The sequence below is a fragment of the Martelella mediterranea genome, from assembly GCF_021021415.1.
GTDB lineage: Bacteria > Pseudomonadota > Alphaproteobacteria > Rhizobiales > Rhizobiaceae > Martelella > Martelella mediterranea_C.
Genome location: NZ_JAINWJ010000048.1, coordinates 1 through 21,424, shown reverse-complemented (window position 1 = coordinate 21,424; position 21,424 = coordinate 1). Strand labels below are relative to the sequence as shown.

The following is a 21,424-nucleotide window of genomic DNA, read 5'->3' as shown; positions in this document are numbered from 1 at the left end:
TGATTTCGACAAGGCATCGCTCGGAGGCGTCTGTTCGCAGACTGGCGCGGTCCTTTTGTTCTTCCAGCCAGAGCGTTTCATGATGTTCGATACCGCGGCGGAGGTTTCGTTCCGGGCGGGAGAAAGCGTGCTGAAATACCGCTTCGTAGCCGGCAAGGTTCCCGGTTTTGGCAATCTTCTCCTAGTCGATGAAGCGCAGTCCAGCGAAATCGCCACGCTGTTCGCCGAGGCGGGAGGTGACGATATAGCCTTTCGAACCGACAAGAAAAATGGGCTGATCAGCAGCATTGGCGCAGCGAAGGCGCTTGAGATCGTCCACGACAATTGCCCTTCCTCCGGCTGAGGATCAGCAAGGTTCCGGTTTGAAATTGCGTCGCATTCCGGTAACCTGCGCACGAACCGTAACCGGAGTACCCGTCATGCATCCCGACCATCTGCCTGAAGACTGCCGCCCGATCGGCAATCTGTTGTCGCGCATCGGCGACAAGTGGACCATCCTGGTGATGCGCGTCCTCGAAGAGGGCGAGCCGATCCGGTTCAAGGAACTGCATCGCGCCATCGGCGGCATTTCGCAGCGCATGCTGACTGTCACGCTGCGCAATCTCGAGCGCGACGGCCTTGTCCTCCGTACTGTCTACCCGACCATTCCCCCCAAGGTGGAATATGCGCTGTCGGAACGGGGCGCCGGACTGCAGCAGGCAATGATGCCGCTGTTTCTCTGGACTAGGGAAAACGCGCACGACATCTACCAGTCGCAGCTTGCCTTCGATATGGCGAAGGAAAATCCGGTTACCTGAAGGTAAGTAGCGCATGAAAAAGTGCCGTCTTGCGGGCATGATCGGTTACGTTTAACTCGCTAGTTACTGTTCATAACCAAGGAGTTTCCCGTGACCAGACCCAGGATCGGCATCATCGTCGGCAGCACCCGCGAGGGACGGTTCGCCGACCATCCGCTCAACTGGTATCTCGACATCGTCAAGGACCGCGACGACGCCGATTTCGAGGTGGTCGACCTGCGCGACTATCCAATGCCGTTCTTCGAGGAAAAGATGTCGCCGGCCTGGGTGCCGCCGGAAAACGACGTCGCCCGCCGCTGGGGCGAGAAGCTCGAGAGCCTTGACGGCTTCGTGTTCACGGTCGCCGAGTATAACCACAGCATCACCGGCGTTTTGAAGAACGCGCTCGACTACGCCTATAAGGAATTCAACCGCAAGCCCGCCACCTTCCTCGCCTATGGCGGCACGGGCGGCGCGCGCGCCGTCGAGCAGCTTCGCCTGATCCTGGCGGAGCTTCAGGTCGCCTCGCTCAAATACAATGTCCATATCGGCATGACGGAACTGCTCGGCATCCTGCGCGAAGGCAAGACCATGGCGGATTTCCCCTATCTGATCGATAGCGCCAAGGCGATGACCGACGACCTCGTCTGGTGGACCAATGCGCTTAAGACGGCGCGCGCCGCTTAAAAGGCCCTATAATTTTCCGTCACCCCGGGCTTGATCCGGGGTCCAGGGCGGTGAGATGCGTATCTGTCGCCAGTGTATGGCAGTGCGGCCTGGATACCGGCCCAAGGCCGGCATGACGGGACCAGGCGAGAGGACTTCGCAAGAGATTGAGCCGCCGGCGACCTCCGGCGGTTTTCTTTTTTCTCTCCGCCGTTTCCAAACCGGTGCGTAGTTCTTATGGTGCGCGCCAAACAGCAAAGGAGACCGCCATGACGATCGGGTTTATCGGAACCGGCGAAATCACCCGGGCCGTGGTCACCGGCCTTTCCACGGTCGAGGGCGAAAAGCCCGCTATTCTCGTTTCGCCGCGCAATGAGGCGATTGCGCGCGACCTTGCTGACAAATTCGATAATGTCACGGTCGCGGGCAGCAATCAGGATGTCATCGACGGGGCGGAGATGGTCTGCCTGGCGCTGCGCCCGCAGGATGCCGTCGATATTCTGGGAGGTCTGAAATTCGGCCCCGCGCATCATGTCGTCTCGTTCATGGCAACTTATGGCGTGGAGCAGATCGAGAAGCTGACGGCGCCGGCGCAGAAGGTCACGCTGGTCACGCCGTTGCCCGCCGTCGCCTTTCATGGCGGCCCGACGCCGATCCATCCGCCGCATCAGGAGGTGGTCGACCTGTTCGAGCCGCTCGGCACGCCGGTCGCGGTCGAAACCGCGGGAGAATACCAGGCGCTCTGCGTTGCCACCGCCACCCTTGCCGGCGCCTTCGCTTATTACGAGACGATCGCCGACTGGCTGGCGGCGAAGAACGTGCCGGCCGACAAGGCCCGGGAATTTTCCGGCGCGGTGTTCTACGCCCTTGCCGCCACGGCGAATAACGCACCGGAGCATTCCTTTGGCGATCTCACAAAGGAATCCGCCACCCGCGGTGGCACCAATGAACAGGTGCTGGCGCATCTGAAGGAGGAAGGGGTCTATCGGGCGCTGTCGAAGGCGCTTGACGGCATCTGGCAGCGGTTCGAGGATGCCAAGTCCTGAAGAACAGGGCAGCGCAGCGCAGAACCCTCTGCCCTCACGCCTGTCGGCCGGTGCGCCGCGCCATGGCGCGTTCGACCATGACCAGGCCGTCGTGGATCAGAAGCGCCAGCACACCGACCACGAGGCCGCCCTGCAACACGAAGGCGGTGTTGTTGGACAGAAGTCCGGCAATGATGACCTCGCCCAGCGTCTTGGCAGCCACCGTCGAGCCGATCGTGGCCGTCGCCAGCGAGATCACCACCGATAGCCTTATGCCGGCGAGGATGACGGGGAAGGCCAGCGGAAATTCCACCTGTGCCAGCCGCTGCCATCCCGTCATGCCGGCGCCGCGCGCGGCCTCGGAGACATTGCCCGGCAGGTTGGTGAGCCCCGTCAGCGCGTTTTCAAAGATCGGCAGCAACCCGTAGAGAAACAGCGCGATCAGCGTCGGGATCGGCCCGAAGCCGAAGATCGGCACGGCCAGCGCCAGCACGGCGACCGGCGGAAAGGTCTGGCCGATATTGGCGATCGAGCGCGACAGCGGCAGGAATTCGACGCCGAAGGGCCGGGTGACGATGATCGCAAGGCTCACGGAAAACAGCGTCGCGGCGAGCGTCGCCAGCCCCACAAGCGCAAGGTGGCTCAGCGTCAGCGACAATATGCTGGTCTGGGTATAGATCGCCGGCGCATTGTTCTGCGTGAACGGCGCGAAGACCGGCGCGAAGGTCTCGGGCGTGACGATGAAGGCCACGAGCAGCGCCAGAAGCGCCAGCCTTGTCAGCATCGCAAGCTTCATGTCGCCGGGCCTTCCGCCCGCTGCCAGAGCTTTTCGCGGGTGATGCGGCCGATGATGACGCCGTCGCGTTCCACCGGCACGGCGTCGCGTCCGGTCCAGAGAATCTGCGCCAGCGCATCTCTCAGGGTCGCGGTGTCAGCGATGGGCGGTCCCTCGGCAGGGCCATCCTCCACCATTTTCGACGCCGCCGTCAGCGACAGCATGCGAAATGCCTTGTCGCCGGTGCCGAGCAATTCGTTGACGAAATCGGAGGCCGGGTGGGCGATGATTTCGGCGGGCGGCGCATATTGCAACAGCCTGCCCTCATGCATCACGCCGATCCGGTGACCGAGCAGGATCGCCTCGTCCATGTCGTGGGTGACCAGCACCACGGTGGTCGAGAACTGCCGCTGGATCTTGAGCAGGTCCTCCTGCGCCTTGGCGCGGATGATCGGGTCGAGCGCGCCGAAGGGCTCGTCCATCAGCAACAGCGCCGGTTCTGCGGCAAGCGCGCGGGCCACGCCGATGCGCTGCTTCTGGCCGCCGGAAAGCTCCTGCGGCATGCGATCGCGATAAAGTTCGGGCTCGAGGTTGAAGAGGGTCAACAGTTCATCCACGCGGTCGTCGCGCTTCTTGCGGTCCCAGCCGAGCAGTTTCGGCACGGTGGCAATGTTTTCGGCGACCGAGCGGTGCGGAAACAGGCCGTGGCCCTGGATCGCGTAGCCGATGCCGCGGCGCAGCTCGTAGGCCGGCAGGTCGCGGTTGTCGCGCCCGTCGATGCGGATCGTGCCGGAGGTGGGCTCGACAAGACGGTTGATCATCCGCATCAGCGTGGTCTTGCCGGAGCCGGAGGTTCCGACGATGGCCGCGAGTTCGCCGCGCTCGACGGTGAGCGAGACATTGTCCACGGCCCGCGCCTCGCCATAGACCTTGGTGACGGCGTCGATCTCGATCATGGGCGACGATCCCCCTTTTTCTGGCTGATTTCCACGAGCGCGTCGAGAATGATGGCGGAGGCAAAGGCCATGCCGACCACCGGCAGCGCGCCGAGCAGCACGAGGTCGGTCGCCGTCTGGCCGATGCCCTGGAACACGAAGGTGCCAAATCCGCCGCCGCCGATCAGCCCGGCGATGACCGCCAGTCCGATATTCTGCACCAGCACGATGCGGATGCCGGTGAGGATCACCGGAAAGGCGAGCGGCAACTCGATCTGGAACAGCAATTGCCGTCCAGTCATGCCCATGCCGCGCGCGGCGTCGCGGGCATCGCGCGGAACGCTGTCGAGGCCGGCGACCGTATTGGAAACGACCGGCAGCAGCGAATAGGCAAACAGCGCCACGATTGCCGGCGCAAAGCCGATCCCGGCAATGCCGATGGCCGCCGCCCCCGGCACGGTGCGGCCGATCCAGGCCAGCGGCGCGATCAAGAGGCCGAACAACGCGATCGAGGGAATGGTCTGCAACACATTGAGGCTGTTGAGAATGCTGGCGCGCACTTTCGGCGCGCGAAAGCAGAGGATACCGAGCGGAATGCCGACCGCCGTCGCCGCAGCGAGCGACCCGAAGGCCAGCGCCACATGGGTGCGGCCCTCGCGCCAGAAGGCGCTGGCGCGGTTTTCATACTCCATGATGATCGAAAGCGCGCTCCATGCCCCCGACCATAACAATACCCCGATCGCGATTATCGCGGCGGCCAGAAACGCGACTCTTGCCAGCGGCGAAAGCTGTTTGCGCACGATCGCGTCGGCCATCGCGATCGAAAACGCGAAAAGCATGATCCAGAACCCGCCGCCCGGCGAAACGCGGGCATAGGGGTTGTCGTCTGGCATCAGAAAAGCGCCGGATCTGCCGACCATGACAGCGAGTGCGGCAATCGCCGCGATGCTGGCGGCAAGCCGGAGGTTCACCGGGGTTTTGAGCAGTATGGCGGCAATTACGGCCAGCAGGAAGGCGATCAGTGCGATCGCCTGCGCCATCGGCATCGCCGCCCAGACCATGACGCCCTCGGCGGAAACGATGCGGTTTGCACGCGACAGCGCGAAGGGCTGGGCGAACAGGCCGATAAGCGCGATCGCGGCGACGATGACGCCAAGCTTGTCGAGTCTTCCGGCCGCGCTCGTCTCTGTCTCGGTGATGGCTGACATGTTCTGCCTTTTGGCTGTCGGTGGGTGTTTCCCAGGGGCGGACGAACTTGCTCCAAACAATCTCTCCCCTTGAGGGAGAGATGCCCCGACAGGGGCAGAGAGGGGTGAACCCGCTCTGCGAATTCGGAGCTTGCGGCTTATGCCCTGTACCCCTCTCTGTCGCTTTCGCGACATCTCCCCCTCAAGGGGGGAGATTATTGGGGGGCTTTGCGGTTAGGTTGAAACTCCGACCTTACTTCACGAACCCGTTCAACGTCAGGAACTCCTTGGCGACAGCATCGGCCGGTTCACCGCCAACCTGGACGCGGCCGTTGAGGTCCTGCAGGGTTTCAAGGTCGAGGGCCTCGAAGACCGGTTTCAGGATCTCCGCGATCTGCGGATATTCCTCAAGGCGCGCCTCGCGGATGATCGGGGTCGGCAGGTAGACCGGCTGCACGCTCTTGTCGTCATCCATCACCTTCAGGCCGGACGGCGCGATGCCGCCATCGGTGCCGTAGACCATGGCGGCATTGGCGCCGGAGGTCTGTTTGGCGGCCGCCGCGATGGTTGCCGCCGTATCGCCGCCCGAAAGGGTGATCAACTGGTCGGATTCGAGGTGGAAGTCATAGGCCTTCTCGAAGGCCGGCAGCGCGGATGGCGAGGTCACGAATTCGGACGAGGCCGCGAGCTTGATGTCGCCGCCATCGGCGATGTATTTGCCGAGCTCGGAAAGATCGGTCAGATTGTTGTCCTCGGCGATTTCCTGGCGGATCGCGATTGCCCAGGTGTTGTTGGCGTTGGCCGGCGTCAGCCAGACGATCTTCTCGGCGTCATAGTCGAGCTTCTTGGCCTCTTCATAGCCTTCCTGGGCGTTCTTCCACACGGGCAGGTCCGCCTTGTTGTAGAAGAAGGCGGCATTGCCGGTATATTCCGGATAGATGTCGATCTGGCCTTCGGTGATCGCCTGACGGACGATCGGCGTGGCGCCGAGCTGGATCTTGTTTTCCGTCGGAATATCGTTCGCCTGCAGCGTCTGCAGGATGATGTTGCCGAGCACGCCGCCCTCGGTATCGATCTTGGAGGAGACGACCACGGGAGCCGCGGAGGCGGACTGGGCTGCGGTAAAAGCGGCGAGCGCGAGTGCGCCGGTCAGGGTGAGAAATCGTTTCATATCAGTTCCCTCTCTCTAGGAACGGCCCGTTCCGGGCCGGTTGCCGCGCCGCCGGGTTTCCTACCCGCAAACGGCGCAGCCGCGAAAATTCGTTCGGCCGCATCTTTGGCGACCGACAAGGAAGCTGTCGCTTCGCCACCGCTCCCCGGAAGCGATGGTGAAAGGCGACCCCACTTTCAGATAGTGCGCCGCCGTTCCATAACGATAGCATACACAAGTTTTATGTGGTCGCGCCCCCGTCCGCCGGAAATATCTCGTTTCGGGACCGGCGGTTTTTGCGTCCCGCCCCACTCTCGCGCGTCCGCCATTGAAACGGGCTGGGCTTATCCCCAATTTGACTGTAAAAGAGGCCCCATCGATTTGAGTGAAAAGGGCTTTTCCCCTAGGATCGGTGCCTGAAAACGGCAGTGATTCGGCGCCTTTGTTTTGCGCCCACACTCCAACACGTTTGGAAAGACCTGTTTATGAGCGAAACCCCAGAAATTGCCGTCGGCATTCCCGCCGAATACGGCGCTGATTCGATCAAGGTTCTCAAGGGGCTGGATGCCGTGCGCAAGCGGCCGGGCATGTATATCGGCGACACGGATGACGGCTCGGGGCTCCACCACATGGTCTATGAGGTGGTCGACAACGCCATTGACGAGGCGCTTGGCGGTTACGCTGATCTTGTGACCGTGACACTGAATCCCGACGGATCGGTTTCCGTCACGGACAATGGTCGCGGCATTCCGACCGATATTCACACCGGCGAGGGCATTTCCGCGGCCGAAGTGATCATGACCCAGCTCCATGCCGGCGGCAAATTCGACCAGAATTCCTACAAGGTCTCCGGCGGTCTGCATGGCGTCGGCGTTTCGGTGGTCAACGCGCTGTCCGTCTGGCTGAAGCTGAAGATCAAGCGCAATGGCAAGCTGCACGAGATTTCCTTTACCCACGGTGTTGCCGACAAGCCGCTGGAAGTGATCGGCGATGCCGGTGGGGAAACCGGCACGGAACTCACCTTCATGCCGAGCCAGGAAACCTTCACCATGGTCGAGTTCGACTATGACACGCTGGAAAAGCGCCTGCACGAACTGGCCTTCCTGAATTCCGGCGTGCGCATTCTTCTGACCGACAACCGCCATGCCGAGCCGGTGTCGAAGGAAATGCATTATGACGGCGGGCTGGCGGCCTTCGTCGCCTATCTCGACCGCGCCAAGAAACCGCTGGTTAGTGAGCCGATCGCGATCTCCACCGAAAAGGACGGGATCACCGTCGAGGTGGCGATGTGGTGGAACGACAGTTACCACGAGAACGTACTCTGCTTCACCAACAACATCCCCCAGCGCGACGGCGGCACCCATATGGCCGGTTTCCGTGGGGCGCTGACACGCCAGATGGTTTCCTATGCCGATACGTCCGGCATTTTGAAGCGTGAAAAGGTGACGCTGACGGGTGAGGACTGCCGCGAGGGCCTGACCGCCGTGCTTTCGGTGAAGGTGCCGGATCCGAAATTCTCGTCGCAGACCAAGGACAAGCTGGTTTCATCCGAAGTGCGCCCGGTTGTCGAAAGCTGCGTCAACGATGCGTTGAGCCAGTGGCTGGAGGAGCATCCGAGCGAGGCCAGGATTCTTGTCACCAAGGTGGCCGAGGCCGCGACCGCCCGCGAGGCGGCCCGGCGCGCGCGCGAACTGACCCGGCGCAAGGGCGCGCTCGATATCGCATCGCTGCCCGGCAAGCTCGCCGACTGTTCCAACCGCGATCCCGCCAAATCCGAACTGGTGCTGGTGGAGGGCGATTCGGCCGGCGGTTCCGCCAAGCAGGGCCGCTCGCGCGAGACGCAGGCGATCCTGCCGCTCAGGGGGAAGATCCTGAACGTCGAGCGCGCCCGCTTCGACAAGATGTTGTCGAGCCAGGAAATCGGCACGATGATCACGGCGCTTGGCACCGGCATCGGCAAGGACGAATACAATCCGGACAAGCTGCGCTATCACAAGATCATCATCATGACCGATGCTGACGTCGACGGCGCGCATATCCGCACCCTGCTGCTCACCTTTTTCTTCCGGCAGATGCCGGAGCTGATCGAGCGCGGCCACCTCTATATTGCACAGCCGCCGCTCTACAAGGTCACGCGCGGCAAGTCGGTGCAGTATCTTAAGAACGAGCAGGCGCTCGAGGATTATCTGATCGACCAGGGCCTCGAGGATGCGTCGCTGCATCTCGGTTCCGGCGAAGTCCGCGCCGGTCCGGATCTGCGCCAGGTGATCGTCGATGCGGTGCGCATGCGCAATCTGATGGAGGGCATCCATTCGCGCTATGACCGCGCCGTGGTCGAGCAGGCGGCGATTGCCGGCGCGCTCAATGCCGAGCGGGTCACCGATCCGGCCGAGGCCGCACGGCTTGCCGCCGATATCGCCGGACGGCTCGACATGATCGCCGAGGAGACCGAGCGCGGCTGGGAAGGGATTGTGCGCGAGGATGGCGGGTTGCGTTTCGAACGCACGGTGCGCGGCGTCAAGGAAGTCGCCAATATCGACATGGGCCTGATCGGCTCGGTCGACGCGCGCTACATGGATCAGCTTCAGAGCCGCCTGTTCGAAGTTTACGAGAATCCGCCGCTGCTGAAGCGCAAGAATGGCGATCTCACGATCTACGGCCCGCGCGCCATGCTGGAAGCGGTGTTCGAGGCCGGCCGCAAGGGCCTGACCATGCAGCGCTACAAGGGCCTTGGCGAAATGAATGCCGAGCAGCTGTGGGAAACCACGATGGACCCCAATGTCCGCTCGCTGCTGCAGGTCAAGGTCAACGACGCCACCAGCGCCGACGGCCTGTTCTCCCGCCTGATGGGCGACGAGGTGGAGCCCCGCCGCGACTTCATTCAGGATAACGCACTGTCGGTGGCAAACCTGGATATCTGACGGTCGGCTGGCGGGGAAGAGCGATCTTTCCCCGCCGTCTTAGTCATCCTTGGGGAAGGCGAGGGGTATCCCTTGCCCAAGAAGCGCCTTACATGCCTGTGTCGGCGACCACCGAGAAAACCTCGCCCGAGCCAAGGTTCTTGACCTGGCTGACCTTGTCGCCATCCCAGTAATACGAGAAATGCTGACCCTGTTTTGGAATGCCGGCGATATCCGGCCAGAACATCGCGATCGCCAATCCGTCGGGATATCGCACACTGCGATAGATAATCCCGTCGGCGTTCTGGCTGCGGAGGCGCGCGCCAAGCGCTTGCGGGCTCTGATAGTCGTCGGGGTCATAGAGATCGGCGAAACACGCGCGGTCGGTGACATCGTGGAGGTCGGCATCAACAGCGCCGACAAGTTCCCTGAAGTCCGAAGTCCATCCAGGGCGCTGTCCCGTCGCAGCCATGAAATTTGCGTGGTGATGGATGGTTTCAAACAGCGCGACTTCGATCCGATCCCCGGCATAGTAGATGCCAAAAGATCCATCGCTATATCTGCTGGGACGATCGGTCGAAATGTGAACAAAGGGCGCCATCGCCCACGAGGCCCCGTTGCCGGCGACCCGCCGTTCGGCCGGCACCAGATCAAGCATGCCAACACTCTCGCTGACGCGCGGATTGGTCTTGCCCTCGGCGGACAGGATCGCGTCCCAGTCGGCAGGATCGGCGATGTCTTCGAAGAGATCGATCGGCGGGAAGCGGGAGCGTATGATCCGATGGGTCTTCGCCCATTTTACGCGAACAGTCTTTGGGGTCTTCAACGTCAACCGCCTCTGACATTGTCGAGATAGCGACGCACCCGCATGATATCGGTCAATTCGCCGCCGAGCATGACGTCAAGCGCGGAGGCCCCGCCAAAAGCCTCATTGCCCAATCGCACCCACTCATAACTCCGCCCGGCCTCCGTGAAAATGATCCTGAGCGCCTTGTGGATCCCCATCAGGTTCGATAGCCGGGCCTTAAGGTCGCGCGGGATACGCCCGATTTCGCCGGTTTTCCATCGCGACCAGGTGCGCAAAGACAGTCCGCCAAGCAGGATACAGGCCTGGACGTCGGTCACCCCCCACCGGGAGAACAGATTGACCGCCGCCCGCGCCATGGCTTCGCCTTCCGCATCTGTGATTTCCGGTGCGGCTGACTGGTACGCGGTTTTTTCGATAAGTTTCAGGTGCGGCATATTCGATCCAATCTTTGCCTTTTGGCGAAATATAATATCTATCGCGCCATTTGGCAAGAAGACTTGCTCCCGAAGGCGGTCTCACGCCATCCGGGTCTGCATACCCGGCGCGGTGAACGAGAGATGGCGTGCGCAGGATCGATGCCAAAGGAGCCCGGGAATTGTGTTCGTTGCTAAGACGCTTGTTTTACGGTGAGCGGGCCGGATAAGATCGGTGCTTGTACCAATCGCGGCGGCAGTGGATGCGCCGTTGCCGTCAGGCTCCGGAGACTGGAATACCATGTTTGAGCGCGACTTCATGAAGCCCGGACGATCCGTGGCGCTTGCGGAAAATGCGATGGCGGCAACCTCACACCCGCAGGCGACGCTGGCAGCGCTCGATATTCTGCGCGCCGGCGGCAACGCGGTGGATGCGGCGATCGCGGCCGTTGCGCTTCAGGGCGTGGTTGATCCCCATATGACGGGTATCGGCGGCGACTGCTTTGCGCTGTTCACGCCAGCCGGTGGAAGGCCGATCGCCCTCAACGGCTCCGGTCGCGCGCCGGAAGCTTCTCATCCGGAATTTTTCCTGGAGCAGGGCATGACCGGAATTTCCGATCTTTCGGTGCATTCGGTCACCATCCCCGGCGCTGTCGGCGCCTGGGATTATCTGAGCGCGACATTCGGCCGGATCGGACTTGATGCGATCCTTCAGCCCGCAATCAAAGCCGCGCGCGACGGCTTTACCGTTGCCCCGCGCGTCGCGCGCGACTGGGCGCGCTATGCCGACCGGTTGCGGTGGCACGCGCCGGCCGCGCGGCAGTTTCTGCCGGGAGGCAAGGCTCCGGTCACCGGCGACCGGCTCTATAACCCCGCCTTGGCCAACACGCTCGAAAAGATCGCGCGCGAGGGGCGCAAGGCCTTTTATGAGGGCGAGGTCGCCGAGGATATCGTTGCGACTCTCAATGAGCTGGGCGGGCTGCACACGCTCGCCGATTTCGAACGCGCCCGTCCGGAGATCGCCGAACCGATCGGGGTGGATTACCGCGACTATCGGCTGCTGGAGTGCCCGCCGAACGGCCAGGGGCTTGCCGCCTTGCTGATGGCCAGAATTCTGGATGGGTTCGACCTCAGGGAAGGAAAGGTCTCCCCGGCCGATCGCATCCACCTCCTGGCCGAAGCCGCGAAATCGGCCTATCGCCAGCGCGACCTCCATATCGCCGATCCCGATGCCATGATGGTTTCCCTGGACGATCTTCTCGATGAGACGCGGATCTCGGCGATCCGCTCTTTGATCTCGCTCGAAAGGGCCTCGCCGGCCGAGGCGCTCGACATGCCGGTCCACAAGGATACCGTCTATGTCAGCGTCGTCGATCGCGACGGCAATGCCATTTCGCTGATCAATTCGATCTTCGCATCCTTCGGCAGTGGCATCTATGCCGAGGCGTCAGGCGTCCTGCTGCAAAACAGAGGGAGCGGCTTTTCCCTGGCAGAGGGTCATCCTAATTGCATAGGCCCCTCCAAACGCCCTTTTCATACGATCATTCCCGCCATGGTGTTTGATGGAGACAAACCCTTCCTTTCCTTTGGTGTCATGGGCGGGCAGTATCAGGCGAACGGACATGCCCATTTCATTTCGCAGGTCATCGATCGCGGCTTCGATATCCAGATGGCCTCCGACCAGCCCCGCAGCTTCTTCACGGAAGGTGCGATCAGCCTGGAGCCGACGATATCCGATGACATAAGGCGAGATCTGGAACGGCGCGGTCATCGCACCCGCATCGCCGGCGAGCCGCTCGGCGGCTGTCAGGCGATCATGATCGACCATAAGCGCGGCATCCTGTGGGGTGCGTCCGACCACCGCAAGGATGGCATAGCGCTTGGCTATTAGAGTTCTTCAGGTTGAAACGGAAGCGGTTTTCCGCCCGGACACGGCTAGCCGATGATACCGGCGTCCGTGCGAAAACCGCCGAATTCTGACAGGAAACCCAGGATTCGACCGTCTTTCTCTTGAAGCGGCAGCCGGTCATTTCCATATTCTGAGTATTGGCGGTGTATTCCGCTTCAAAGCGAGGAAAAACCGAGATGAACGAGACTGCGTTACTGCGTCCGGCGTGGACGCCACTTACGATTGCCCTGATGGTGATCGGTTTTGTCGTGTTCTGGCCGCTTGGACTGGTGATGCTTGCCTATATTATCTGGGGCGATCGCCTGAACATGTCGCGCGGCGAGTGGAAGCGTTCCGCCGAGCGCGCCTTCGGCTCCTGCAGGCGTAACATGCGCCAGGCCGCCGAGCCGATGGCCTCCACCGGCAATGCCGCCTTCGATGAATGGCGCCGCAGCGAAATGGAGCGGATCGAGGCCGAGCGCCGCAAGCTTGACGAGATGCGCGCCGAATTCGACCGCTACACCGACGAGCTGAGAAAGGCCCGCGACCGCGAGGAATTCGACCGTTTCATGCGCGAGCGCAACAACAATAACGGCAATTTCGGCGGCACATCGCAGGACTGACGCAATGCGCCGCGCCGTGAGGCGCGGCAGCCACCCTTTCGGCATCGCCCATATCCCCCGGGCGGTGCCTTTTTTTGTGGCCTGTCGGGGCCGGAACCCGGTATAGGAAGGCCATCGGGGCCGAAGAGACACGGAATGAACGCCAGAACAATCGACATCGGCGGAAGGGTGCTGCCGCTCAACGTCAGGACCAATCAGCGCGCGCGGCGGATGACGCTGAAGATCGAGCCGGGCGGGCATGCGGTGAGCCTGACCGTGCCGCCGGGGCTTGCGCGCCATCAGGTCGAGGGGTTTCTGCGCCGTCATCATGACTGGCTGATCGACCGGATCGGACGGTTCGAGGGCCGCGACACGACAATCGGCGACGGCGCCACGCTGCCGGTTTTCGGCGTTACCCACACCATCCGCCACAGCGGCAATCTGCGCGGGTTGACCGAGGCCCTTGTCGAGAACGGATCGCCCGTGCTTCTGGTCTCCGGCCCTGCCGCGAGCATCGGTCGCCGGGCGGCCGACTATCTGAAGAAGGAGGCGAAGCGCGAGATCACCGAACGGGTGCGATATCATGCGGAGGCCAGCGGCAGGAGCTTCGCGGCGATCAGCTTCAAGGACACCAAATCGCGCTGGGGCTCGTGTTCATCGACCGGCAATCTCAATTTTTCCTGGCGGATCGCGATGGCGCCGCTTTTCGTGGTGGACTATCTCGCCGCCCACGAGGTGGCGCATCTCACCGAAATGAACCACGGCCAGAACTTCTGGGCGCTGTGCGAAAAGCTGTGTCCGAGAACCCCGGAGGCCCGCCGCTGGCTGAAGGCCGAAGGATCGTTCCTCCATGCGATCCGCTTCGACGCGCCAACCGTATAGAACTCGCGAAGTATTTCGCGATATGTTAAGGACAGACCATGAAACGTCCGGCCATCAAGATCTGCGGGCTCAGCAGCGAAGACACGATCGATCACGTCATCCGTCGCGGGGCGAGCCATGTCGGTTTTATCTTCTTTGAGAAGAGCCCGCGCTATGTCGAGCCCGATATTGCCGCAGGCCTGATCACCCATGTGCGCGGCCGGGCGAAGACGGTTGCCGTATCGGTCGACGCCGACAACGAACTTCTGGAAGAGATCGTCTACGCCGCCCGTCCCGACATGCTGCAGCTTCACGGCCATGAGACGCCTGACCGGGTGATGACCATCAAGGCGCTGTTCGGCCTGCCGGTGATCAAGGCGTTTTCGCTGCGCACGCCGGAGGACCTTGCCCGGGTCGATGACTATGACGGTGTCGCGGATCATCTGCTTTTTGACGCAAAGCCGCCCGCAAACGCGACGCTTCCGGGTGGAAATGGCGTGACCTTCGATTGGCGCTTGCTTGCCGGCTGGCGCCCGACTATCCCTTATTTTCTGTCGGGCGGTCTTTCGGCGGAAAATGTCGCTGCCGCGCTTCATGAAACCGGGGCGCAGGGGCTTGATGTTTCCTCGGGCGTCGAAAGCGCGCCCGGCGTGAAGGATGCCGCCCGGATTGATGCCTTTTTTGATGCCGTTGACGCTGCCTTTGCAACGGCCTGATGGAGAATGACCGTGAACGAGACCCCGAAGCTGAATTCCTTCAAATCCGGACCCGACGAGACCGGTCTGTTCGGCATTTTCGGCGGCCGTTTTGTCGCCGAGACGCTGATGCCGCTGATCCTCGACCTTGAGGGCGAGTGGGAAAAGGCAAAGACCGATCCGGCCTTCCAGGCGGAGCTCAAATCACTCGGCAAGCATTATATCGGCCGGCCGAGCCCGATCTATTATGCCGAGCGGCTGACCGAGCATCTCGGCGGCGCGAAGATCTATTTCAAGCGCGAGGAGCTGAACCACACCGGCTCGCACAAGATCAACAACTGTATCGGCCAGATCCTGCTGGCCAAGCGCATGGGCAAGACGCGGATCATCGCCGAGACCGGCGCCGGCCAGCACGGTGTGGCGTCCGCCACCGTCGCCGCCCGCTTCGGCCTGCCCTGCGTGGTCTATATGGGCGCGACCGATGTCGAGCGTCAGGCGCCGAACGTGTTTCGCATGCAGCTTCTGGGCGCCGAGGTGAAGCCGGTGACGGCCGGTCACGGCACGCTGAAGGACGCGATGAACGAAGCCTTGCGGGATTGGGTCACCAATGTCGAGGACACCTATTATCTGATCGGCACGGCCGCTGGCCCGCATCCCTATCCGGAAATGGTGCGCGATTTCCAGTCGGTGATCGGCACGGAAGCGCGCGAGCAGATCATGGAGGCCGAGGGCCGGCTGCCGGATCTCGTCATCGCCGCCGTCGGCGGTGGCTCGAACGCGATCGGCATTTTCCATCCGTTTCTCGATGATCCGGACGTCAAGATCGTCGGCGTCGAGGCCGGCGGCAAGGGGCTTTCGGGCGAGGAGCACTGCGCCTCGATCACCGCCGGCGCGCCCGGCGTTCTCCATGGCAACCGCACCTATCTGCTGCAGGATGGCGATGGCCAGATCAAGGAAGGCCATTCGGTCTCCGCCGGGCTCGATTATCCCGGCATCGGGCCGGAACATTCCTGGCTCAACGATATCGGCCGCGTGAACTATGTGCCGATCATGGATGACGAGGCGCTAGAGGCATTCCAGCTCATGACAAGGCTCGAGGGCATCATCCCCGCGCTGGAGGCGAGCCACGCGATTGCCGAAATCATGAAGCGCGCGCCGAAAATGGGCAAGGACGAGATCATCCTCGCTAATCTTTCCGGCCGCGGCGACAAGGACGTGCATACGGTGGGCAAGATTCTCGGCATGGAGATGTGAGATAAATGAGCCGGGGGGATGTGATCGAGGAGATGTCGGAACTGGCGGAAGCGCTGTTCGAGATCATCGAGGAAGAGGACAGTGGCGACAACGAGGTGCGCGCCGCGGTGATCAAGGCGCTGGCGCATCAGAACCTGTTCAACATCGAACTGGTCTCGGCGCTCAACGCGCTCGCCTCCGGCGGCAATGCATCCGCCGAAATCGACAGCCTCGTGCTGAACATGAAGTCCGTTCACAAGTCGCTGGTCACAGCGATTTCGGCGTGGTCGGACGCGGAAACGGAATAGGACGGAAGATCATGACGGAAACACTGGCGGAAGCGGAGCTTTATCGCCCGCGAGAGGCCGGTTATCTGACAACGGTCGAGACGGATGACGGCACAATCAAGCTCAGCGGAATTGCGGCCGAGGGCGCACCGGAATTCGACGAGGATGTGCTGGAAGCCGCCATTTCCGTGCTGCGACAGGCGGGAGCGCCGAAGCCGAATTTTGGCGCCGGTTTTGCGGTGCTGCATCGCGGCGAGGAGGCCTGGTGGCTGCTTATGCACTGGTGGCTACCCGGCGGGATCGTCTCCCATGGGCTCTGGCGCGCCGATCTCGGCATGACGCCGCCCGACTTTTCGCCCGTTCCGCCCGGCCCGATGGCCTGCGTATGGGAACTGGGCGTGATTGATTTCGAGCGACGCGCATTCATGGCAACCGCCATGGCCGGCGCGCCGCTTGCCGATTATTTTGCATCGAAGATGCCACGGAGTAGAGTATGACCGAACGCATGGAAAAACGCTTTGCCGCGCTGAAAGCCGAGGGCCGGCCGGCGCTGATCACCTATTTCATGGGCGGCGATCCGGATTTCGATACCTCGCTTCAAATCATGAAGGCGCTGCCGAAGGCGGGCGCGGATGTGATCGAGCTCGGCATGCCGTTTTCCGATCCTATGGCCGATGGCCCGTCGATCCAGATGGCGGGGCTGAGGGCGCTGAAGGGCGGCCAGACGCTGGCCAAGACACTGGAGCTTGCAAGAGAATTCCGCAAGAGCGATCCCGATACGCCGATCGTGATGATGGGCTATTACAACCCGATCTACATCTATGGCGTCGACAAATTCATCGCCGATGCGCTGGCTTCCGGCATTGACGGGCTGATCATCGTCGACCTGCCGCCGGAAATGGATAATGAGCTCTGCATTCCAGCCCTTGCGGCCGGGCTGAACTTCATTCGGCTGGCGACGCCGACCACGGACGGGAAGCGTCTGCCGGCGGTTTTGAAAAACACCTCCGGCTTCGTCTATTATGTCTCGATGAACGGGATCACCGGCTCGGCGCTGCCCGACCCTTCGAAGGTCGGCGAGGCCGTTTCGCGCATCAAGGCGCATACCGATCTGCCGGTCTGCGTCGGCTTCGGCGTCAAGACCGCCGAACATGCCCGCCTGATCGGGGCGGCCGCCGATGGCGTGGTGGTCGGCACGGCGCTGGTCAATCAGATCGCCGGTAGCCTGACGGCCGATGGCAAGGCCGGCAAGGACACGGTCGACGCGGTTTCGACCTTCGTGAAAGGCCTTTCAAGCGGCGTGCGGGACGCGCGCCTTGCAGCCGCCGAGTAAATCTGGCACACGGCAGGCAAAGAAATTCAGGAGGTTCATGTGGTGAACTGGATTACCAATTACGTGCGGCCGCGGATCAATTCCATGTTCGGCCGCCGCGAGGTGCCCGAGAATCTGTGGATCAAGTGCCCCGAAACCGGCGCCATGGTGTTTCATACCGATCTGGAAGAGAACAAGTGGGTGATCCCGTCTTCCGGCTATCATATGAAGATGCCCGCGCGCGCGCGCCTTGCCGATCTGTTCGATAACGGGACCTATGAGGACCTGCCGCAGCCGAAGGTGGCGCAGGACCCGCTGAAGTTTCGCGATTCCAAGAAATATCTCGACCGGCTGAAGGAAAACCGGGCGAAGACCGATCAGGAAGACACGATCCTGGCCGGCGTCGGCACGCTTGAGGGACTGAAGCTCGTTGCCGTGGTGCAGGAGTTCAAGTTCATGGGCGGCTCGCTCGGCATGGCCGCCGGCGAGGCGATCATCCAGGCCTTCCAGCGCGCGCTCGATGAGAAATGCCCGCTGGTGATCTTCCCGGCGTCGGGCGGCGCGCGCATGCAGGAGGGTATCCTGTCGCTGATGCAGATGCCGCGCGTAACGGTGATGATCGAGATGATGCGCGACGCGGGCCTGCCCTATGTGGTGGTGCTGACCAACCCGACCACCGGCGGCGTTTCGGCCTCCTACGCCATGCTCGGCGACCTGCATATCGCCGAACCCGGCGCCGAGATCGGCTTTGCCGGTCGCCGCGTGATCGAACAGACCATCCGCGAACAGCTTCCGGACGGGTTCCAGACCGCGGAGTATCTGCTGGAGCACGGCATGGTCGACATGGTGGTCAAGCGCCATGACCTGCCGGAAACGCTGGCGCGGCTTCTGAAAATCATGACCGGCGCGCCGGCTACGCCCCCGCACGGGCTTCTGGAAGGCCCGCATGCGTCGCAGGCGGAAGCCGAACCGGCGCTTGCCGCGGATGAAGCACCGGCGCAGCAGGCCTGAAAAATGCGGAGGGAACCGCCGCGCGCCTGAGGCAGCGGCGGTTTTTCGCATCGGCCATGTCCGGCGGATCATAAGGGCGCGCGAACGCCACGGGCGGGACAGGCCCGCAGAATCGGATCAATCATGGATAACCCCTCATTCGGCGCCGCCGAACGCGTGATCGAGCACCTGATGCAGCTGCATCCCAAGGGCTTCGATCTGTCGCTGGATCGCATCCGGGTGCTTCTCGAAAAGCTCGGCAATCCGCATCTCTCCCTGCCGCCGGTGATCCATATCGCCGGCACCAATGGCAAGGGTTCGACCACGGCCTTCTGCCGGGCGCTGCTGGAGGCGTCGGGCCTTTCCGTCCATGTCCATTCCTCGCCGCATCTGGTGCGCTGGCACGAGCGGTTCCGCATCGGCGGGCCGGGCGGGGCGAGCGGCTATGTCGATGATCAGCTTCTGGCCGAGACGCTGCGGCGGGTCGAGGCGGCAAATGAGGGTGCCAAGGCGACTGTGTTCGAAATGTTGACGGCGGCGGCCTTCGTTCTGTTTGCCGAAATTCCGGCCGATGTGGTGATCCTGGAGGTCGGGCTTGGCGGGCGCTACGACGCCACCAATATCATCGACAAGCCGGCCGTTTGCGTGGTGATGCCGATCTCGCTCGATCATCAGGCCTATCTCGGCGACCGGGTGGAGCTGATCGCGGCCGAGAAGGCGGGGATCATGAAGCCGGGCGTGCCGGTGGTGATCGGCCAGCAGGAATATGAGGCGGCGGAAGAGGTGCTGATCGCCAGCGCCGACAGGCTCGGCTGTCCGCTGCATGTCTATGGCCAGGATTTTTCCGCCCATGAGGAGCATGGCCGGCTGGTCTATCAGGATGGCGACGGGCTGATGGACCTGCCGTTGCCGGCGCTTCCGGGCCGTCATCAATATGCCAATGCCGCAGCCGCGATCTCGGCGGTCAAGGCCGCCGGTTTCGCGCTGGAGGAAAAGGCCGTCGAAACCGCCATGGGTTCGGTGTTCTGGCCGGCGCGTCTGCAGCGGCTGACGACGGGCGATCTGGTGACGGCGGCGCCCGCGGGTTCGGAAATCTGGCTCGATGGCGGCCATAATCCCGGCGCCGGCGAGGTGATCGCCGAGGCGTTGGCGGGGTTCGAGGAACGCGATCCACGCCCGCTCTATCTGGTGATCGGCATGATCAACACCAAGGACCCGTTCGGTTTCTTCGAGCATTTCGCGGGGCTCGCGACCTATGTCTATTGCGCGCCGATCAGGGGCACGGAGGCCTTCATCGATCCGGTCGCGCTGGCTTCATCTGCGGCCGATGCCGGGCTTTCGGCCGAGCCTGTGTCCTCGATCGGCGAGGCGCTGGCCGCGATCTGCATGCGCGCGCGCGCCGATCAGCCGCCGCCGCGCATCCTGATCGGCGGTTCGCTCTATTTCGCCGGCAATGCGCTCGCCGACAACGGCACGCCGCCGCTTTAAGCCCTCTCAGATTCGGACGTCCACGCCCTCCGCTTCCAGCTTTTCCAGCACCAGTTCGGCATAGGTCAGCCGATCGGCGGCGTTGCGGGCGAAGGCGAGGGTCAACACCTTGCGGCGGGCGGGCGCCAGCCTGTGTTCGGGGGCGGGGCGGATCATCTCGGCGCCGTAACGGTCCGCCAAGAGCAGGCCGCACTCCTCGGGGAAGATTTCGAGTGGCACATCGGCATGGGTGGCGAAGAACAGCCGGTCGCAAAAATCGCGATATTCCGGCCATTTCCGGTCGACGCGGAAGTCCTCGATCGAGGTCTTGATCTCGATGATCCAGATCTCGCCCTTTTCCGAGAGGCAGATCAGGTCGGCGCGCCGTCCGCTTCGAAGCGTCATCTCGGCGATCGCGGAAACGCGCATGTGTTTCAGCAGATGCTGGACGCCGCGACGGACCATGATGGCGCGGTCCGACTGGCGGCCGTCCGCCGTCGGGTTTTTTCCATGCAGATCGACAATCGCCATGGAACTTCCTTTCATGCGATGCATTTTCACAACAGCTCCACGCCCTTGGGGCGCGATCTAAACCTCCGATCCATGTCAGAGCTTGTGTTGCAATCAAATGTTAACCATAAGCTTCTATCAATTGACCATTATCACCTTTTGTTCCACGCCGTGAGACCGTCCATGCACATTCGATCCCTTTTTCTGGCACTCTCGCTGACGAGCCTGCTCGCCGCCGCCGGCTGCACCACCACGAACAGTTCGTCGACGACGATGGCGCCGATCTCCGCCTATGCGGCCACGAATGACAACGGCGTGGACCTGCCGCGCGTGCCGATCACCCAGGTCGACGACAAGTATCGCCGCCAGATCATCAATTACGAGACGGATGAAGCCCCCGGCACCATCATCGTCGATACCAAGCAGCGGCTGCTTTATCTGGTGCTGGAAGACGGCAAGGCCGTGCGCTACGGCATCGGCGTCGGCCGCGACGGCTTCCGCTGGTCGGGCGAGGCCTATATCGGCCGCCGCGCCGAATGGCCCACCTGGTATCCGCCGCAGGCGATGATCAAGCGCCAGCCGGAGCTGAAGGAATATGCCGGCGGCATGGATGCCGGCATCATGAACCCGCTCGGCGCCCGCGCGCTCTATCTCTACAAGAACGGCAATGACACGCTGTTCCGCATTCACGGCAATCCGGACTGGACCTCGATCGGCCAGGCTGTGTCCTCGGGCTGCATCCGCATGATCAACCAGGACATCATCGACCTCTACGCCCGCGTCGACCCCGACAAGCGCACCAAGGTGGTTGTGCTCGAGGGGTGAGCGAGTCCGGGTAGGCCTCGAAAACAGGGAAGGCGGCTCCTCACGGGGCCGCCTTCAGCTTGGTGACAAACCTGCCCCGCGTCATCAACTCTGTTTGATGGTTTGGTCTCTGATCCTTG

23 protein-coding genes are annotated in these 21,424 nt (G+C 62.6%); 16 read left to right on the top strand and 7 right to left on the bottom strand.

Annotated elements, in window-relative coordinates:
* The first annotated feature begins 79 nt into the window (after nucleotides 1-79).
* From K7H91_RS20965 to K7H91_RS20950, 4 genes are all read left to right on the top strand, one after another.
* A complete protein-coding gene (locus tag K7H91_RS20965; protein WP_230722153.1) occupies nucleotides 80-343 on the top strand; it encodes a hypothetical protein in 264 nt (87 codons plus the stop codon).
* 76 nt (nucleotides 344-419) lie between these two features.
* Nucleotides 420-797, top strand: coding sequence for a winged helix-turn-helix transcriptional regulator (locus tag K7H91_RS20960; RefSeq protein WP_230722152.1), 378 nt, complete (start codon nucleotides 420-422; stop codon nucleotides 795-797).
* Nucleotides 798-887: 90 nt separating this feature from the next.
* The gene (locus K7H91_RS20955; protein ID WP_230722151.1) at nucleotides 888-1,463 is read left to right on the top strand and encodes an NADPH-dependent FMN reductase; all 576 of its coding nucleotides are present in this window, start codon (nucleotides 888-890) and stop codon (nucleotides 1,461-1,463) included.
* A 248-nt stretch (nucleotides 1,464-1,711) separates the two neighbouring features.
* On the top strand, nucleotides 1,712-2,488 hold the full coding sequence (locus K7H91_RS20950; protein ID WP_230722150.1) for a pyrroline-5-carboxylate reductase: 777 nt from the start codon (nucleotides 1,712-1,714) through the stop codon (nucleotides 2,486-2,488).
* Nucleotides 2,489-2,522: 34 nt separating this feature from the next.
* Here the strand turns inward: K7H91_RS20950 and K7H91_RS20945 are convergent, their stop codons facing one another.
* The 4 genes from K7H91_RS20945 to K7H91_RS20930 all read right to left on the bottom strand — a co-directional run bounded on the left by K7H91_RS20945 (nucleotide 2,523) and on the right by K7H91_RS20930 (nucleotide 6,535).
* Entirely contained in the window at nucleotides 2,523-3,251 is a 729-nt protein-coding gene (locus K7H91_RS20945; RefSeq protein WP_419197508.1) for an ABC transporter permease, read from the bottom strand.
* 8 nt (nucleotides 3,252-3,259) lie between these two features.
* Nucleotides 3,260-4,198, bottom strand: a complete 939-nt coding sequence (locus K7H91_RS20940) for an ABC transporter ATP-binding protein (RefSeq protein WP_230722148.1) — start codon at nucleotides 4,196-4,198, stop codon at nucleotides 3,260-3,262.
* Entirely contained in the window at nucleotides 4,195-5,385 is a 1,191-nt protein-coding gene (locus K7H91_RS20935) for an ABC transporter permease (protein ID WP_230722147.1), read from the bottom strand. The genes K7H91_RS20940 and K7H91_RS20935 overlap by 4 nt, the downstream gene beginning before the upstream one ends.
* Nucleotides 5,386-5,617: 232 nt before the next feature.
* Nucleotides 5,618-6,535, bottom strand: coding sequence for an ABC transporter substrate-binding protein (locus K7H91_RS20930; RefSeq protein ID WP_230722146.1), 918 nt, complete (start codon nucleotides 6,533-6,535; stop codon nucleotides 5,618-5,620).
* A 464-nt stretch (nucleotides 6,536-6,999) separates the two neighbouring features.
* On the opposite strand from K7H91_RS20930, the gene gyrB reads away from it, so the two are divergent.
* Nucleotides 7,000-9,435, top strand: a complete 2,436-nt coding sequence (gyrB, locus tag K7H91_RS20925; protein ID WP_230722145.1) for a DNA topoisomerase (ATP-hydrolyzing) subunit B — start codon at nucleotides 7,000-7,002, stop codon at nucleotides 9,433-9,435.
* A gap of 88 nt (nucleotides 9,436-9,523) precedes the next feature.
* Here the strand turns inward: gyrB and K7H91_RS20920 are convergent, their stop codons facing one another.
* Nucleotides 9,524-10,240, bottom strand: a complete 717-nt coding sequence (locus K7H91_RS20920; protein WP_230722144.1) for an RES family NAD+ phosphorylase — start codon at nucleotides 10,238-10,240, stop codon at nucleotides 9,524-9,526.
* A 2-nt stretch (nucleotides 10,241-10,242) separates the two neighbouring features.
* Nucleotides 10,243-10,656: an MbcA/ParS/Xre antitoxin family protein gene (locus tag K7H91_RS20915; RefSeq protein ID WP_230722143.1), complete on the bottom strand. Its 414-nt coding sequence runs from the start codon at nucleotides 10,654-10,656 to the stop codon at nucleotides 10,243-10,245.
* Between the two features lie 280 nt (nucleotides 10,657-10,936).
* On the opposite strand from K7H91_RS20915, the gene ggt reads away from it, so the two are divergent.
* From ggt to K7H91_RS20865, 10 genes are all read left to right on the top strand, one after another.
* Nucleotides 10,937-12,526 (top strand): gamma-glutamyltransferase, encoded by a 1,590-nt coding sequence (gene ggt / locus K7H91_RS20910; protein ID WP_230722142.1) that lies wholly within the window; start codon nucleotides 10,937-10,939, stop codon nucleotides 12,524-12,526.
* Nucleotides 12,527-12,720: 194 nt separating this feature from the next.
* Entirely contained in the window at nucleotides 12,721-13,146 is a 426-nt protein-coding gene (locus K7H91_RS20905) for a DUF2852 domain-containing protein (protein ID WP_230722141.1), read from the top strand.
* A gap of 135 nt (nucleotides 13,147-13,281) precedes the next feature.
* Nucleotides 13,282-14,007 (top strand): M48 family metallopeptidase, encoded by a 726-nt coding sequence (locus K7H91_RS20900; RefSeq protein WP_230722140.1) that lies wholly within the window; start codon nucleotides 13,282-13,284, stop codon nucleotides 14,005-14,007.
* A gap of 38 nt (nucleotides 14,008-14,045) precedes the next feature.
* The gene (locus K7H91_RS20895) at nucleotides 14,046-14,702 is read left to right on the top strand and encodes a phosphoribosylanthranilate isomerase (RefSeq protein WP_230722139.1); all 657 of its coding nucleotides are present in this window, start codon (nucleotides 14,046-14,048) and stop codon (nucleotides 14,700-14,702) included.
* A 12-nt stretch (nucleotides 14,703-14,714) separates the two neighbouring features.
* Complete coding sequence (gene trpB / locus K7H91_RS20890) at nucleotides 14,715-15,935, top strand: tryptophan synthase subunit beta (protein ID WP_230722138.1); 1,221 nt, start codon at nucleotides 14,715-14,717, stop codon at nucleotides 15,933-15,935.
* Between the two features lie 5 nt (nucleotides 15,936-15,940).
* Nucleotides 15,941-16,222 carry a hypothetical protein gene (locus K7H91_RS20885; protein ID WP_230722137.1) on the top strand — a complete coding sequence of 94 codons (282 nt, stop codon included), beginning with the start codon at nucleotides 15,941-15,943 and terminating at the stop codon, nucleotides 16,220-16,222.
* Nucleotides 16,223-16,233: 11 nt separating this feature from the next.
* Nucleotides 16,234-16,698, top strand: coding sequence for a hypothetical protein (locus tag K7H91_RS25765; RefSeq protein ID WP_330166029.1), 465 nt, complete (start codon nucleotides 16,234-16,236; stop codon nucleotides 16,696-16,698).
* Nucleotides 16,695-17,534, top strand: coding sequence for a tryptophan synthase subunit alpha (gene trpA / locus K7H91_RS20875; RefSeq protein ID WP_230722136.1), 840 nt, complete (start codon nucleotides 16,695-16,697; stop codon nucleotides 17,532-17,534). The genes K7H91_RS25765 and trpA overlap by 4 nt, the downstream gene beginning before the upstream one ends.
* Before the next feature lie 42 nt (nucleotides 17,535-17,576).
* Nucleotides 17,577-18,524 carry an acetyl-CoA carboxylase, carboxyltransferase subunit beta gene (gene accD / locus K7H91_RS20870; protein WP_230722196.1) on the top strand — a complete coding sequence of 316 codons (948 nt, stop codon included), beginning with the start codon at nucleotides 17,577-17,579 and terminating at the stop codon, nucleotides 18,522-18,524.
* Nucleotides 18,525-18,647: 123 nt separating this feature from the next.
* Nucleotides 18,648-19,991, top strand: a complete 1,344-nt coding sequence (locus K7H91_RS20865; protein WP_230722135.1) for a bifunctional folylpolyglutamate synthase/dihydrofolate synthase — start codon at nucleotides 18,648-18,650, stop codon at nucleotides 19,989-19,991.
* A gap of 6 nt (nucleotides 19,992-19,997) precedes the next feature.
* Here the strand turns inward: K7H91_RS20865 and K7H91_RS20860 are convergent, their stop codons facing one another.
* Nucleotides 19,998-20,501 carry an MmcB family DNA repair protein gene (locus K7H91_RS20860; protein WP_230722134.1) on the bottom strand — a complete coding sequence of 168 codons (504 nt, stop codon included), beginning with the start codon at nucleotides 20,499-20,501 and terminating at the stop codon, nucleotides 19,998-20,000.
* 162 nt (nucleotides 20,502-20,663) lie between these two features.
* Between K7H91_RS20860 and K7H91_RS20855 the strand changes: the two genes are divergently transcribed.
* Nucleotides 20,664-21,305, top strand: coding sequence for a L,D-transpeptidase (locus tag K7H91_RS20855; protein WP_018067591.1), 642 nt, complete (start codon nucleotides 20,664-20,666; stop codon nucleotides 21,303-21,305).
* Nucleotides 21,306-21,424: the final 119 nt, after the last annotated feature.